The sequence below is a fragment of the Paenibacillus sp. S25 genome, assembly GCF_019454085.1.
Taxonomy (GTDB): Bacteria; Bacillota; Bacilli; order Paenibacillales; family Paenibacillaceae; genus Paenibacillus; species Paenibacillus polymyxa_B.
The window spans coordinates 5,723,391-5,739,192 of sequence record NZ_CP073683.1 but is presented as its reverse complement, the minus strand read 5'-3'; the positions used below and the strand labels follow the sequence as shown (position 1 = coordinate 5,739,192).

Here is a 15,802-nt window from a genome sequence, read left to right as displayed (position 1 = left end):
GAATGATCGGAACAGATGCATTACAGGGTATGGTATTGGAGCTACAGGATGAGATGTCACAGTATCAGCATCAGTTTGGGGTAAGACGAAACCATTTTCTCGCGGAGGCTATGTCCTACGGAATGAGTGAGGAGGAATGTCAGTCTTATGCTATCCAGAGTATTGGTCCGGTCGTTCCCGTCGCCTGTATGCCTACGTTGGCCCCCGGTAAAACCCGACCACTCAGTCCAATGTTGGCAGCACGATACCGATATGCGGGGGATTGGAAGGACATCGATGAGCATCTGCTCCTGCCAGATGAAGTGCTGCGGATCGCAGGTACAGAGCAGTTCCGCAGCTGGATCAGCGATATGCGAAATTACTGGGTGGAATCGGCTCCATACCGATTCGGGGATGATCGTCTTTCGCTGCTGTCGGTTGCGAGCGAGGAAGAGGGTCACTTTTCCATGCTCGTCTGGAAGGAGCCCGGTGAAGAGCCAGAAGTATGGACGTATGCTTTGCAGCATGAATACCGATTCAGTCATCTGCTCCATTGGTTCAAGTGGCTGAACGGGCGGAGTGAAGAATGAGAGGTACAGATGATGAAAAAGAATCGTAATTGGATCGTGCTATTTATCGGCATCGCTATGATGGTGGGGGCAGCAGACTATTTAACACAAGTTAAGCCTACGACTCCTCCTGAGCTTATCGTTCCCACCGTAATCAGTGAAGAAAGCCTTCAGTTATGAGAATGAAGGTAATTTTTTATGGTATTACGTTGTTAAAGTAAGCCGGAATTCACCCTAATAGTTGAGAGGGAATTGAGGCCAACATCAATTGAATGTGGAGCCATTCAGATGTTCAAGCGACTCCGTCATTTCCTCTACAACTTATATTCAGGGGGAATTTCAATGGCTAGAAGTGCAAGTACTTACGCATCTGTAATTGACGGTTTTAAGGTAGAAACGAACAAAAAGTATTCACCAGTAGGTGGAACGAAATGTAATATTTTCGCGCAAGATGTGATGTCTGCGATGTCGGCACCCTTGCCAAGTGGTTTAGCCAATCAAATGGCTGATGCTTTACTGAATAAAAAGGCGCCGGGCTGGGACTCTGTAACCTTTCAGGATGCTCAAAAAAGAGCAAATCTAGGGTATCCTACCATCGGAATCAAAAAAGCGGATGGTCATGGTCATGTAGTCGTTGTCAGACCGAAGGGTTCATCGATTACGATTTTGAAAGAGGTACAGGTCGCTCAGGCGGGAACCAAAAATTATAACAGTAATACCATTAATTATTCGTGGGTGGCAGCAGATCTGCCTGGAGTGAAATTCTACACACACGACTAATTATATTCAATATATTGGAAATTTAATGACCCCGGAAGCAGATTCACTCGATCTGTCTCCGGGGTCGTCTTTTTTATTTTCAAAGCGGACGTTTAGATACAATGAACGCTTTGCCTGGCTTGATAAAAGCAACAGCATAGCCATTGGAGAAGGAGGAGGATTCCGCTCTGTACTCAAGTTTAGTCAGCAGTTGCCCCTGACGATTGATGTAACCGAATTTGCCGTCTGAGACGAATGATTGTGTTTGTTTACCGACTAAAGCAAGGCCTTCTTTGAACGGAGAGGTAACATCATATTTTTGTTGATATTTAATGACCAGCGTTCCGTTTTTATCAATAAATCCGACTTCGTTTTTTGCATTTTTCACACTCGCCAGGCCTTCACTAAAATCTTGGGCATCCGTAAATTTAAAGGGAATCGCGACTTTTCCCTGCTTATTGATGAATCCCCATTTCCCCTTGGTATTTTGCACCGGCGCCAATCCTTCCGAGAAGTCTCCACCGGATTTATATTGAGGAGGAATGACTTCTTTCCCTGCTGTATTGATATACCCGTATAGCCCTTTGCTATTCTGAACAATAGCTAAGCCATCCGAGAAACCACGACTGTATTTATATTTATAAGGAATTGCTAGTTGACCAGAGGCATTCACAAAACCGATCTTGCCAGTGTTGGGGGCATAGGCGAGGGCCAGACCGTCTGTAAATACATATTCTGACTCCACATTTTCTTTAAAATGAGAAAGGATTTTTCCCGTTCGATCTATAATTGCATTTTCTTTGGTGTCTGCTATGGTTACCTTGGCTTTTCCTTCAGAAAAGAAATTGGCTTCGGTATATTGGCAAGGGATGATCAGTGCCCCTTTGGTGTTAATGTATCCATAGAGATTGGTTTTTGTATTTTTCACGACGGCTCGCTGCTCATGAAAATCACCAATGGGTTTAAGCTCGGCGGGAAGTGAGAAAGCTTTCTCTCCTTTGGAATTGTAATACACGAGGTTTCCAGCGGATGTTTCAGCGGCTAATAAGCCATCATGAAAAGCACCATCGCTCAGCGGGCGAGCAACGTTGTAATCCAGAGCAGTTTTAGAAACTTCAATGGTTGTTGTACTGGATGCGGCCCAGCCTGTTCCAATAACGGAGAGGCTAGTAACCAGAATCAATGCAGCTAATCCTAACTTTTTTAACATGCATAAGCTCCTTTGTGAGTTGATTTTTTAACTTTGGGCTTCGAAAAGCCTTACCCTCATACGTAAGGTCTTCCATAATATAGACGATAAAAATGTAGGAATGTTTCTTGATATTCTAAAATTTTCTAATTATCATCTCAATAACCAGAAAGGGAGCAAGCTAATCGCTTGCTCCCTCTACACCTAAAATTGCCCTATATCTTTCGGATGCTCAACAGAGAGTTACCGTTACGCATAAACTCATACGGAACCTTGGTCTCTGTCACCCGTAAGCCTTCTGCCTCCAGCTCAAGAATCAAACGATCTAGCAGGTCGTAACGAGTTCCCGTTAAATCGGTCAGAGGAAAAATGCGGACTTCCTCTGAAGCCACTCGCAGCAGTTCGTGTACGGTATTCTTATGAAACTCATAGTCGAGTCGATCACTATACATAAACAGAAAATGGGCAGACAGCACGATATTAAACTGTTCATCTTCAAAGGGAAGCTCCGGCAGTACCGCAGCAACGTAGCGTTCCGGGTGCTTCCTCATATCCTGCGTGCAATCCTGGAGTGCTTGATGGCGCTGCTCGCTAAGCCCTTGCACATCTCCATAACAGCTCCAAGCATAATTATCTTTAGCACGCTCTAGCGTTTCCATTGCATGCTCAATATCCAATAGGCCTTTGCGTTTCAGATCATCAATCTTGTGATCGTAGGCGATATCACTTGCGGTGATATCCAGCGAGGCTTTGGTGCCCAGAGCGGTGAATGAACATGCTCCCGCAGGACAGTCCAAAATCTTTTTGCCTACAAGTTCAGGAATGTGCAAATTGAACATTTGTACGTACTCCTCAAACGTGCGGCCGATGAACACGACCCGGTCTAACTCTTGCTTGCTTTTACTTTGACTCTTCTCATCTCTACTCATCTCTTCTCACCTCAGCTATTCTTTGGCTACGGAGGGGCTATCAAGTTTACTCCGTAAGCCCATGTTAACATTTTATAGAATCGAATAACATATCATTAGGCAGGATCTCTTATAGTGAAAATCGATTATTATTGAGAGATTAAAGTTAAGAGATCATGTTCATTTTCAAGAAAAAAAGTGAAGAAGTAGTGTCATTTTAAAAAAAGTCTATACATATAAATTAAATGTATAGACAAATCAAAAGACTGGATTTATAATTACGCTGTAAACGTTTTCTAGTACTTAACATCCAATAAGACCTTGAAGGGAAGGAATAACCATGAAGAAAATTTTACTGGCGTGCAGCTCAGGTATGTCTACAAGTTTGCTGGTTACTAAGATGCAGGAATATGCTAAGTCCATTGGGGACGAGGCTGAAATTTGGGCAGTAGGTCAAGATCAGGCGGCAGAAGACATGGCTAAGGCTGACGCGGTATTGATTGGCCCGCAAATGAGTTTTCTGAAAGGACAACTGGAAAAGGAAGCAGCTCCATATGGTATTCATGTAGAAGTAATCGACATGATGGCCTACGGAATGGTTGATGGTAAGAAAGCCTATGAACAGGCCGTGAAGCTGGTGGAACGCAAAAATGGATAAAGTCAATATAGCTGAACTGACGGAAGAGCAAATTAGTTTCCAACTTATTCTTCATAGTGGAAGCGCTCGCAGTAAAGTAATTCAGGCGCTGACCGAATACCGAAATGAGAATGTAGAAGGTGCGGACGAACTGCTCAAACAAGCCAAGCAGGATTTACGTGCTGCGCATGATATCCATTTTCAAATGGTTAAGAAGGAAGCGGGAGGTACCCAAACTCCTTTCTCGCTCCTTCTGATGCATGCCGAGGATCATCTGATGTCCACGGTTACCATGAAGGATCTGGTTCTAGAATTGCTGGAGCTGTTCAAATCCAGAAATTTATAACGAAACATGTAAGTTTGTGAAATTTGGGACATGAAAAGCTTGCAACCCTATTGATGCAAGTCACTTCGCGGGGAGGAATAGGCTTTGTTTGAAAAATTAAGCCGGATACTGATACCTATTGCCGGTAAACTGAACAATAACCGCTATCTTACTGTACTGCGTGATGCATTTATGCTGTCATTTCCATTAACAGTTTTTGGATCCATTATCGTCGTTATTATCAATCTGCCGTTTCTAAAAGGGTGGATGGGCGATAGCAATTATGCGACTTTTAGCAGTCTGCTGAACATTGCGCCTAATGCCACACTGAATATCATGACCTTATTTGTAATCGTCGGGATTGGTTATTACCTATCTCGAAGTTATAAGGTCGAGCCCATATTTGGCGGCATGATTGCTTTGGCCTGTTTCTTGATGCTCACCCCGTTTGTGCTGACACAAGAAAGCGGTGCCACGATTGCTGGTGTCATTCCGGTTGATCGGATCGGCGCCAAAGGCATGTTCCTTGGTATGATCGTCGCTTTTATCGCGGCAGAGATATACCGAAAGGTGACGCAGCGGAATTTTGTCATTAAAATGCCTCCAGGCGTTCCGCCGGCAGTTGCCAAATCATTTGCCGCTTTGCTTCCGGCATGTATTACATTGGGCATATTTTTGATCATTAATGTTGTAGTTACACTGACCCTTCATAATAACCTGCATGATCTGATTTATCATGCTGTACAGGCACCTCTGGTGCATTTGGGCAGTGGCATTATACCTACATTGATTGCTATTTTCTTTGTTCAGCTTTTATGGTTCTTTGGGCTTCATGGTCAAATTATTATTAACTCGGTTATGGACCCAATCTGGAATACGCTGGCACTTGAAAACTATGAAGCGTACTCCAAAGGAGCAGAACTGCCGCATATCATTACCAAGCAGTTTGTGGATATTTACACCGTAGGTATCGGTGGTACAGGTATGACACTGGCTGTCGTGCTTTCGATTCTGATCTTCCTGAAGAGTAAGCAATTGAAGCAGGTCAGTAAGCTGGCCCTTGGACCGGGTCTGTTTAATGTCAACGAACCCGTCATATTCGGTCTGCCGATTGTGATGAATCCGCTTATTTTTGTTCCATGGGTTATTTCTCCAATGATCGTTACGCTGATTACTTACTTTGCCATGACCACCGGGATTGTGCCGCCGCCAAACGGAATTCAGGTTCCTTGGACGATGCCGTTGTTCTTTAGTGGAATGATGGCTACGGGCTCCCTGATGGGTGGCGTGCTGCAGTTGTTTAATATGGCTGTCGTCTTTGTCATCTGGTTCCCGTTCCTGAAAATTATTGATCGGATGAACGTTCGTAAAGAGCAGGAAGAGGAGCTTAGCCAAGCAGCCATTGCTGGTAAGGATCAAACTGTTGGAATGTAATGTGAATAAGCTGCTAGATTAGCAGCTTATTCATTGCAAAAGAGAGAGGAGTAGAGCTGTGAATCATACCGAAATGAAAGATATAGAGCAGCAAACCATTCAATACCGTTTTCCATCAGACTTCTGGTGGGGTTCCTCAGCTTCGGCTACCCAAACAGAAGGAACCGTAGAGGGAGACGGCAAAGGACCGAACATTTGGGATTATTGGTTTGAGCAGGAGCCGAACCGTTTCTATGATGGGGTTGGCCCTGCCGATACGTCCCGTTTCTATACCCGTTACAAAGAGGATATTGCACTCATGAAAGAGCTTGGCCACAACTCTTTCCGGTTCTCTATTTCCTGGTCACGCCTGTTTCCGGCAGGGAAAGGTGCAATAAACCAGCAGGCGGTTCAATTCTATACTTCCGTCATTGAGGAGTTGCATCAGGCGGGTATTGAGCCGTTTGTGAACTTGTATCATTTTGATTTGCCGATGGCTTTACAGGAAAATGGAGGCTGGGTGAACCGGGAGACGGTCGAAGCTTACGTGGATTACGCTAACACTTGCTTTGAGCTATTCGGGGATCGTGTAGCCAAATGGTTTACGCATAACGAGCCGATTGTCCCGGTGGAAGGCGGCTATCTATACGATTTCCACTATCCGAATGAAGTGGATTTCGGTAAAGCTGTACAGGTGGGATATCATACCCTGTTATCGAGCGCCAGTGTCATTAAGGCTTACAGAGAAGGCGGTTATAAGGGCAAAATCGGAATTATTTTGAACCTGACGCCGACTTATCCGCGTAGTCAGCATCCGGCAGACGTGCAGGCTGCTGAAATATGCGACGCGTTCTTTAACCGTTCCTTTTTAGACCCATCTGTGACGGGAGAATTCAATCCTTTGCTCGTGGAGCTGTTACGCCAAGAGGGATATGTACCAAGCATGGAAGACGGAGATCGGGAGATTATACGCCAGGGCACTGTGGACCTGCTGGGGATTAACTATTATCAGCCGCGCAGAGTCAAGGCTCGCGAAAGTCTGCCGAACCCGGATGCGCCTTTTGTGCCGGAACGTTTCTTCGATTATTACGTCATGCCTGGTCGCAAGATGAATGAGATGCGGGGCTGGGAGATTTATGAAAAAGGCATTTACGACATTCTGACTAATGTTAGAGAAAATTATGGAAACATTGAATGCTTCATTTCAGAAAACGGAATGGGTGTTCAAGGTGAAGAAAAGTTCAGAGATGAACAGGGCATGATCCGCGATGACTATCGCATTGATTTTATCCGTGAGCATCTCAAATGGGTCCAACGAGCGATCTCAGAAGGCTCCAATGTGAAGGGCTATCACTTATGGACGTTTATGGACAACTGGTCCTGGACGAATGCTTATAAGAATCGCTATGGTTTTGTGTCTGTCGATCTTCAGAACGGTGGCAAGAGATCCGTTAAACAGAGTGGGCACTGGTTCAAACAGGTGATCGAGAATAACGGATTCTAAGGTGGTCCTCCGGACCGCCTTTTTTTCTTCATCATCGTCAATGAACTGTGCTGTACGCCGCTGGTGAGAAAGTATAATGTTCGGTATACTTACTTATACCGTAATACCTTAACGTCCCGCCTGCAGAATAAAAAGAACCAGCGCTACCGATGTTTTGGTAAAATGCTGACATAAAATAATTTTTAGTACAGGTGGTAGACAGATGAACAAATACGAGCGGATTGCACAAGAGGTCAAAGAGCGGATTATGAATAAGACCTATAGCAGTGATGATCCGATTCCCGATGAGATCTCACTGGCAAAAGAGTTTCGTGTAAGTCGGATGACGATTAAGCGGGCATTGGACACTTTGGTGATGGACGGGTTGCTGAATCGTAAAAGAGGACACGGAACCTTTATCGTCAAATCAGTTCACAATGGCCCTGTTAACGTTGTCGTAAATGAAATGCTGGGGTTAACCAACGTACTGCGCGGGAAAGAGATCAAAAATAAAATCGTCGCCTTTGATGTTCAATTTCCATCCGAAGAGGTAGCGACCCATCTATTTATTGATGCCAATTCTCCTGTATATCATGTGATCCGTCTGCGTGTCGTGGAGGGTGAGCCCTACGTTATCGAGCGCACATACATGCCCACGAAGCTGATCAGCGGTATTACAGAGGAGGTGCTGTACGGCTCGGTGTACAAACATATTAAGGAGGAGCTGGGACTTAATATTGTCGGTTCACACCGTACCATCCGGGCATCCAAGTCGACGGAACTGGATCGGGAGCATTTGGACTGCGCAGCGGACGATCCAATCTTGGAAATTGAGCAGGTGGGTTATCTGGATACGGGTATACCATTTGAATACTCGTTCTCGCGGCATCGGTACGATAAATTTGTGTTTACCACAGTGAATCGGATGCGTTGAGCGAGTGAGTACGAAACGGATGGTAAAGCAAACATGGCAGAAGAAGCCTATCTTATGTGGGTGCTCTCCTGCCATGTTCTTTTAATGAAGCAAGTTAATTGCCAAGCAATCTTACTTCATGCACCGTCGGGGTATACCAGTTGTTCGGATTATTGAATAGCACTGCATTTACAAGGTTAATTCGCACGTAGCGAGCTTGAAAATTGACTTTGTCACTGGTAAAACCATATGTGGTATTACCTGTGCGATCAATCGTGGAGTAGTTAACTCCATCCGTGCTGTATTCAATTTTATATTTGTAATACGCTTCAGATCCTTTGTACATAAACCATGAAATATCCACTTCTCTGATGGTTTTGGTACTGCCTAAATCGACCTGCCACCAAGCGGGCCAGGATGCAGAAGCAGCCTTCCACGAGGTTTGGGCGCTGCCATCGTTCGCCAGTGAAGCTGGAGAACTGGATGCGGCTGAGCTAGCAGTCGCTGTTTTGCCCTGTGCGTGATTCACAAGGGACGGCAGGATTACTGTGCCTGTCGCAGCATCCAGATCCCAGCTACTGTACCAGTTCAGGGTTGCTGTTTTGTTGAAGTCATTCAGAGTTAGTGGCAACCAGATGAATTTGTGGTCGCTCAGATTGAGCGGATTCCAGCGATCGCCCATATAGATGTAGCTGGTTCCTGCGCTACCTGTAATCGTGGCGATGGAATGGATTTGCGAGCCGTAAGCTGCCGGATCACCGAAGGGTGACAGAGCAGACCAGCTTCCAGTCATGGAACTGGCGGTTGCGTAAGCCCCCTGATTCGGATACCAGCCAGATGCCTGCGAGGTGAACAGGTAGTAGGTATTGTTCTTTTTCACAACAGCAGGAGCTTCGCGATAGCCATTTTCAAAAATCCAGCCAACGAACGACTGCACGCCTGTATAATCGGCTGTCAGCTTGAAGATCGCCATCGTATCATTGGCGCCGCCATTTTTACGGGAAGCTGTAATAAGGTAGCCGCTACCGTCAGTATCCGTGAACACCGTCATATCACGAGACTCGTAATTCAGTGGGCGGAAGCTGCCTTGGTAGGCAAAATTTCCGTCGGGTGTATCGCTGGTAGCGACAGCTACACGACCTAGTGAGTAGTCCGTGCCATTTTCATAGTGCGCCCATAGTACATATTTTCCGGTGGTTTTGTTGTAGATGACTTTGGGACGCTCGATTTTGCTCGAATTCAGCTCAGGGGCGGAATCTTTGGTGAGAATACTGCTGCGGAAGGACCAATTTTTCAAATCGGTTGAGGTATATACGTTCACTTTTTCAAATTTCCAGTTTTCGGCGTGCTCGCCGTACCAATAATAAGTAGAACCTACTTTTAGGATATTACCGCTGTTCGCTTGAATTGGGCTACCTGCCGTGTCTTTCCAATCCGTTCCGTTCGTAATGGCCGTGCTTGCTGTTGCGCTCAGGGATAGTTCAGCATTGGCGACGTCCAAACCATTCAGCGCTTGGTTCACCTCGGTCCCGTAGGTTGCTTGCGTAACGCCTGTTGTATTGGCATGTGCTGCATCGGGTTGAAGACCCGCACTGGCCACTGCGAACATAATACAAAGCCATGCGGCTAACCATTTGTTGCTGTTGATCCACTTCACGATATCATCTGCCTCCTTTAACTCGGATAGGATGAGCCGGAACAGCTTGTCCGGCACCTCATCTTCGATTTTATCCTAATTGAAAGCGTTTACAAGTGGAATAAATTGAAGTCTTTAGAACCTGGCTCAGACCGAAAGGCGTTCCCTTTTTACCTACTTGGGGAAAGCTCGTCAGTTATATCGGAATTGTTTTTAAATGTGCGTTTTGTCATTGACACGTTCACATTATTTCAAATTTAAAGTGACTGGAATCACATAAACGGTTACTTTATCTGGGTATACTTGCTTTAAATTGAGGGTTACAAATGGGTGCTAATGTTGGAACACCCTTTGTTGATCTTATTTTGGAGAGAAGAGGGATACACAGATGCTAAGTGAGCAAACCATTGCAACGATCAAATCGACTGTACCTGTTTTGGAGGTACACGGAACTACAATCACCAAGCGTTTTTACCAGATGATGTTTGAGGCCCATCCCGAGCTTCTCAATATATTCAATCACGCGAATCAGAAACAAGGACGTCAACAGGGAGCGCTGGCCAATGCTGTATACGCAGCTGCGCAGCACATTGACCGTCTGGAGGAAATTCTTCCGGTGGTACGTCAGATTGCACATAAGCACCGCAGTTTGGGAATTAAGCCGGAACATTATCCTATCGTCGGAAAATATCTGCTCGCTGCGATCAAGGACGTACTGGGAGATGCGGCTACAGACGAGATCATTGCCGCATGGGCCGAGGCCTACGGTGTGATCGCTAATGTATTTATAGACGTGGAAGCTGAAATGTACAAGGAGGCTGGACAGCAGCAGGGAGGCTGGTCAGACTTTAAGAGCTTTGTTGTGCAGAAAAAGGTTAAGGAAAGCGACCAAATTACGTCCTTTTATCTGGTGCCGCAGGATGGACAGGTGTTGCCTGAATTCGAGCCTGGGCAATATATCAGCTTAAAGATGGAAATCCCGGGAGAACATAATACTCACATTCGTCAATACAGTCTTTCGGATGCACCGGGTCAACCTCACTACCGAATATCTGTAAAGCGTGAGGATGCTGTAGAGTCCCGTCCGGCAGGTAAAGTATCCGTGTATCTGCATGAGCAGGTGCAAGAGGGCGATGTGCTTCAGGTATCTGCACCGGCGGGTGATTTTACGCTGGATCGGGCAGATCGCAGACCTGTCGTGCTGATCAGCGGCGGGGTTGGGCTAACCCCGATAGTCAGTATGCTGGCTTCCTTGGTGAAATCTGCTCCGCATCGGCCTATCACCTTTGTCCACGCAGCAGTCAACGGGGACAACCATGCTCTGCGCAATGAGGTGGAAAAGCTGGTCGCCACACATACACAGTTTACAGTTCGTTGGTGTTACAGCAGACCAACGGAGCAGGATCGGCTGACACAGGCTTTTCACAAGGAAGGCCGTTTGGATCTGGACTGGTTGCAATCCGTGATACCGGAACGTAACGCACAATATTATTTTTGCGGCCCTGAGGGATTTATGCAATCGGTATACGGCTTGTTGAAGGATTGGAATATCCCTGCTTCGGATATCCACTATGAATTCTTTGGCCCTGCCAGCGCATGGGAAGCAGAAGCACAATAAGACATCAAAAAAGACGAAGGATATTTGTCCTCCGTCTTTTTTTGCGATGATTACAATGGGAAATCCTGCTCATTGGGTACTACTTTTCAAAGTGCGCTCCTGTTTTCATAACAAGGGAGTACGCAAAAATTCCATACCTCGCGGCATATATGGGCGCAAAGCCTCCGGAATACGGATCGAACCGTCCTCTTGCTGGTGATGCTCCAGCAACGGAATCAAAATCCGGGGCGAAGCGACCGCTGTATTGTTGAGCGTGTAACAATATTTCAGCTTGCCGTCCGCATTGCGGTACCGGATGTTGGAACGGCGCGCCTGAAAATCAAGTAGCTGGGACGACGAATGTGTCTCGCCGTAAGCTTGGCGGCTGGGCATCCATGTCTCAATGTCCACCTGCTTGTAGGTTTTTTGCGCCATGTCGCCTGTACAGACAGCCATCTTACGGTAGGGCAGCTCCAGCAGTTGAAGCAGGTCTTCCGCATTGCGCGTAATCTCCTGAAACATCTGTTCCGAAGCGTCCAGGCTGGCTTCGCAGATGACGACCTGCTCAACCTTGGCAAACTGGTGCACACGATACAGTCCATGCACATCCCTTCCGGCCGAGCCAACCTCATTGCGGAAGCATACGGACACGGCTGCCAGCCGAATCGGGTCTGTAACATCCACGATCTCACCGCTGTAATACGAGACCAGTGGTACTTCCGAAGTGCCTACAAGCCACTGATCCTCACCTGTGATGCGGTACGTCTGATCTAGTCCAAGCGGGAAAAAACCAGTGCTGCGCATGGCCTCTGCACGTACCATCAGCGGAACATCCAGCAACTGGAATCCGCGTTCAGTCAGCAGATCCACCGCAAGCTGCTGCACAGCCCGATGCAATGCAACCCCTGCCCCCGTCAGATAGTAGTTACGGGTACCGGCTGTCTTGACACCCCGAGGGACATCGATTAGCTTGTGAAGCTCACCGAGCGTCATATGATCCTTTGGTTCAAATCCGAAGTTCGGAACCGACCCGACCTGCTCCAGTTCAACATTATCCTCATCCGATCTTCCCCATGGCGTATCTGGCGATACGATATTAGGCATCAGAAGCAAAAGCTGTTGAAACTGTTCCTCTACTTCCTGTTGCGGGGCTTCCAGAAGATCTAGCTGTCCGTTAATTTCTTTGACCTGCTGCTTTGCCCCTTCTGCCTGTTCACTCTTGCCGGAATGGATTAGCGCGCCAATATCCTGACTACACTGATTACGCTTCTGTCGAAGCTGTTCCACTTCCTGAAGTAGCTGTTTTCTCCGATCATCCAGGGTCAACAGCTCTGCGACCGATACCTGTATTCCTTTGCCGTCTGCTGCCGTCTGAACTTGCTCTTGATGCTCTCTGATCCATTTGATATCCAACATGACACCGCACTCCTTTTCGGATAAAAATACAAAAAGCGCCCTCATCCACATGGGACGAGGAGCGCTTTGATCTCGCGGTGCCACCCAAATTGACCAGACAGCATGACAGATGTCATAACTCTCCAATCCACTTTGCTCCGCTGTAACGGGCGGCTCCGGTTTACTTAGGTACATATCGCCATATCCTACGCTAACGTATGGTCCTTGGCGTAAACGCCTCCGAGTTGGATGCTCTTCATAGGCATAATATCGTTTGCTTTTTTTTTAGTATACGGATTTTCGGCAGGGTAATCAAGCTACAACAACTTTTTGAGCTGCGATATACGGCTTTGTGACACACCAAGCCACTGTGCATATTCGCCCTGCTTGGCATGGGGATATTCATGCAGAAGTTCCCTTAGGCGTTGGATTAATTTTTCTGATGATTGGTTTACTCTCTTTCCTTTCTGTGCAGGTTTCTTAACCATTGGAGCAGAAGTGCGACTAACGAATTGTGCACGATAATGTTGTCCTTGAAACAGGAAGAAAACTTCAAAAAGTGTGGAAAGGAATCGATTAAAAAGATGGCTTTGCTCTTGGTAACTACTAGCTTTTTACTGGTATTGGTACTACCGGTTCAGGCTAAAGACTCAACTCTTGGCAAAGCCAAACTGCAAGAACACATTGGTACAGCTTGATTCAGGTTCTAATTTCATTACCACTGACCAGCCTAAACGCTGGTCTTTTTTATTATATTATGTTTGATTGCAAAAATAGCAATTCATATTTCCATATTCCAACCTAAAATGATATTAATTAGGAATAGGCGTGATATGAATACAGATGAAACGCTAAATCAACAGTTGGAAGATGCCCGGCAACGATTGCATGATCTGTACGAACAATATGGTTTCGGACATGCCTGTGTGCTTGAACAGTCTATGTTTTTGGATGAACTGATAAATCAGTACAACCGTATGTTTCAGACCAAGAAGCTGACCCAAATGATATAACTAGACATCTTCATGCTTTCAGAGCCACATCAGCTATATTGCTTTTCTTGTCTTATGCCTAGTTCCGTTTAAATAAATGAAACAGATTCGACTTATGCAAAACTATTCCTCCTCTCATCTAATCAATATAATCATTCTATATAATGGATTTTTTTAAAGTGAAATACATTAATATGCAATAAAATGTAATCAATTTTAAGGTATAGGTAAGAATTGATGCATATATTAATTTCAAAAACCAACCAATGACCATTAAAATCTATCCTTTGACCTAAAGGAAATGGAAATTCCATCTTGTTAAAAGCTTTGGAAGGTTAGCTATCTAGGAGAGGGGATTCATTTATAGGGGGTTATTGAATTTTATGGTAGGAAAATAGAAGTTTTGTGATACAATAATTATTATAAATATTTCCTTTGTTTAAAAATTATAATAATAATTCAATACTTTTGCTATATGGTTTCTCATGCAAATTTTTTCACTCTACTTTTTGCTCGATTACATAACATTACATACTCACATATTTATTAGCGTTGTTAGTCACTTTTTTTGTAAGTTTCTATGCAAAAAAAGTTTCTATAAAATAATATTATTTGGAGGGATTGCTTTGAAAAAGAAAAGTATTGCGTTGTTTGCTCTATCAGTAGCTCTATTTTCTATTCCAGTTGTATCTGTTGCAAATGCTGAGGTGACTAATTCTAATATTGCTGTTAGTGAGTCAGCTACTTCACAGCCCAAAGTAGTTAAAGCCTACATAACTACAGACAGTGGTTTGGAAGAAATTTCATTAGATGAGTATCAAAGACTTCTTTCTCAAGAACAGCCACAGACAGTTACAGCTCAAGTTTATGATACTGGAAATAGGATTAGTCCAACGGCTGATACTGGTCTTGATTTTGTTTCTAAGCGTAAATTAATTCAGTCCTCATATTCTCCTAGTCAATTACAAGTAAACCAGAAAAGCGATGTAACTGACTATATTAAAAATAAAAGCAAAACTACCACAGTAACGCAAACGGTAGGTTGGTCAAAAAGTTTTACGTGGAGTGCGAATATGACCATTTCTCTTAAATGGTCTGACGCAATAACTCAAGTTCTAGGAGGTGGCTGGTCGACTAGTGATACCTATACTTATACTAGTTCTCTAACTGTTAAGCCTGGATATCAAGCGAAACTACAATTTACCCCTTTTTATAAAGTGGTTACAGGAGACCTAGTTGGCTATAATTATGTGGATACAGTATTAGAGCGCCTCCGTAATGTTACCATCAAAACCCCTGTTAAACTTGCGGGTGGTAAAGTACAAGGTGTAATCACTGTAGTAGAAACAAAGCTATAGTAATTAATTGATAATGTAAAAGAAGAAGGACTAGTCCTTCTTCTTTTTTTTAAAATATTCATATTCACTTACAGCTAAGTAAGCTACTCCAATAATCAAAGCTATTACGGCAAAAACTTTTAGAGAATCAAACGTTACATTATAATTAGGATTTAACGTTCCGGCTCCTATAATTGATGCACTAAGAAAGTAAGAAGAATACAATATAGCAGATATAAAACAGAATATTGTTCCTGTCGCAGCCCTATTCATTGTCATCACCCTTTATAATTTTATGTAATAAATCCAAAAAATATAAACATGATTATTATAATCCAAAAGGTTGCGCACATCAACTTTTGGAGATTATCAATATTCATCACTTCTTTTACCCCTCTCAGTCATCCTGACAGAATCAAAACGAAGGATGAATTATTTGTAAAAAAACTTCAGTCAAAATGAAGTGGTTTACAATGTTTCAGAGGCTACAGATAAAACCAAAGTAATTATTGCATATGACGTACTTATGTTAAGGAAGAATAACAATCGTTAAAATTTACACTCATTACAAAAAATAAGAAAGCTAATTTTAAGTGACATGCAGAAAGCTCTAAAGTCTGTGACGACTTTCATGAAAAAGTATTAATTTTGTGTAAGGAAGAATCCTACG

The 15,802-nt window shown here is 44.5% G+C and carries 16 protein-coding genes; 11 read left to right on the top strand and 5 right to left on the bottom strand.

The features are described from left to right. Nucleotides 1-2: 2 nt before the first annotated feature. The 3 genes from KAI37_RS25180 (at nt 3) to KAI37_RS25170 (ending at nt 1,328) form a co-directional block, all read left to right on the top strand. Nucleotides 3-569, top strand: a complete 567-nt coding sequence (locus KAI37_RS25180; RefSeq protein ID WP_220030455.1) for a hypothetical protein — start codon at nt 3-5, stop codon at nt 567-569. Between the two features lie 9 nt (nt 570-578). Next, entirely contained in the window at nt 579-728 is a 150-nt protein-coding gene (locus KAI37_RS25175; RefSeq protein WP_220031536.1) for a hypothetical protein, read from the top strand. 162 nt (nt 729-890) lie between these two features. Further along, nucleotides 891-1,328 carry a hypothetical protein gene (locus tag KAI37_RS25170; RefSeq protein ID WP_025718346.1) on the top strand — a complete coding sequence of 146 codons (438 nt, stop codon included), beginning with the start codon at nt 891-893 and terminating at the stop codon, nt 1,326-1,328. 79 nt (nt 1,329-1,407) lie between these two features. Here the strand turns inward: KAI37_RS25170 and KAI37_RS25165 are convergent, their stop codons facing one another. Beyond that, a complete protein-coding gene (locus tag KAI37_RS25165) occupies nt 1,408-2,517 on the bottom strand; it encodes a WG repeat-containing protein (RefSeq protein ID WP_220030454.1) in 1,110 nt (369 codons plus the stop codon). Nucleotides 2,518-2,711: 194 nt separating this feature from the next. After that, on the bottom strand, nt 2,712-3,425 hold the full coding sequence (locus tag KAI37_RS25160) for an SAM-dependent methyltransferase (RefSeq protein WP_220030453.1): 714 nt from the start codon (nt 3,423-3,425) through the stop codon (nt 2,712-2,714). Between the two features lie 319 nt (nt 3,426-3,744). Between KAI37_RS25160 and KAI37_RS25155 the strand changes: the two genes are divergently transcribed. The 5 genes from KAI37_RS25155 to KAI37_RS25135 all read left to right on the top strand — a co-directional run bounded on the left by KAI37_RS25155 (nt 3,745) and on the right by KAI37_RS25135 (nt 8,196). Continuing rightward, on the top strand, nt 3,745-4,062 hold the full coding sequence (locus KAI37_RS25155; RefSeq protein WP_029518773.1) for a PTS sugar transporter subunit IIB: 318 nt from the start codon (nt 3,745-3,747) through the stop codon (nt 4,060-4,062). Further along, a complete protein-coding gene (locus tag KAI37_RS25150) occupies nt 4,055-4,387 on the top strand; it encodes a PTS sugar transporter subunit IIA (RefSeq protein ID WP_013312602.1) in 333 nt (110 codons plus the stop codon). Before KAI37_RS25155 ends, KAI37_RS25150 begins: the two co-directional genes overlap by 8 nt. Before the next feature lie 84 nt (nt 4,388-4,471). Further along, nucleotides 4,472-5,800, top strand: coding sequence for a PTS cellobiose transporter subunit IIC (celB, locus tag KAI37_RS25145; protein WP_071643900.1), 1,329 nt, complete (start codon nt 4,472-4,474; stop codon nt 5,798-5,800). Between the two features lie 73 nt (nt 5,801-5,873). Continuing rightward, a complete protein-coding gene (locus KAI37_RS25140; protein WP_220031529.1) occupies nt 5,874-7,283 on the top strand; it encodes a glycoside hydrolase family 1 protein in 1,410 nt (469 codons plus the stop codon). A gap of 202 nt (nt 7,284-7,485) precedes the next feature. Then, a complete protein-coding gene (locus KAI37_RS25135; RefSeq protein WP_023990962.1) occupies nt 7,486-8,196 on the top strand; it encodes a GntR family transcriptional regulator in 711 nt (236 codons plus the stop codon). A gap of 94 nt (nt 8,197-8,290) precedes the next feature. On the opposite strand, the gene KAI37_RS25130 is transcribed toward KAI37_RS25135, so the two are convergent. Beyond that, nucleotides 8,291-9,832 carry a family 43 glycosylhydrolase gene (locus KAI37_RS25130; RefSeq protein ID WP_220030452.1) on the bottom strand — a complete coding sequence of 514 codons (1,542 nt, stop codon included), beginning with the start codon at nt 9,830-9,832 and terminating at the stop codon, nt 8,291-8,293. Nucleotides 9,833-10,199: 367 nt separating this feature from the next. Here KAI37_RS25130 and hmpA point away from each other — a divergent pair, with 367 nt between their 5' ends. Further along, nucleotides 10,200-11,429 carry an NO-inducible flavohemoprotein gene (gene hmpA / locus KAI37_RS25125; RefSeq protein WP_220030451.1) on the top strand — a complete coding sequence of 410 codons (1,230 nt, stop codon included), beginning with the start codon at nt 10,200-10,202 and terminating at the stop codon, nt 11,427-11,429. A 105-nt stretch (nt 11,430-11,534) separates the two neighbouring features. Here the strand turns inward: hmpA and serS are convergent, their stop codons facing one another. Next, nucleotides 11,535-12,824 carry a serine--tRNA ligase gene (serS, locus tag KAI37_RS25120; protein ID WP_081366873.1) on the bottom strand — a complete coding sequence of 430 codons (1,290 nt, stop codon included), beginning with the start codon at nt 12,822-12,824 and terminating at the stop codon, nt 11,535-11,537. A gap of 812 nt (nt 12,825-13,636) precedes the next feature. On the opposite strand from serS, the gene KAI37_RS25115 reads away from it, so the two are divergent. Then, nucleotides 13,637-13,816 (top strand): aspartyl-phosphate phosphatase Spo0E family protein, encoded by a 180-nt coding sequence (locus KAI37_RS25115; protein ID WP_071643892.1) that lies wholly within the window; start codon nt 13,637-13,639, stop codon nt 13,814-13,816. Nucleotides 13,817-14,421: 605 nt separating this feature from the next. Then, nucleotides 14,422-15,153: a hypothetical protein gene (locus KAI37_RS25110; protein WP_071643890.1), complete on the top strand. Its 732-nt coding sequence runs from the start codon at nt 14,422-14,424 to the stop codon at nt 15,151-15,153. A 30-nt stretch (nt 15,154-15,183) separates the two neighbouring features. Here the strand turns inward: KAI37_RS25110 and KAI37_RS25105 are convergent, their stop codons facing one another. After that, nucleotides 15,184-15,405, bottom strand: coding sequence for a hypothetical protein (locus KAI37_RS25105; protein ID WP_071643888.1), 222 nt, complete (start codon nt 15,403-15,405; stop codon nt 15,184-15,186). Nucleotides 15,406-15,802: the final 397 nt, after the last annotated feature.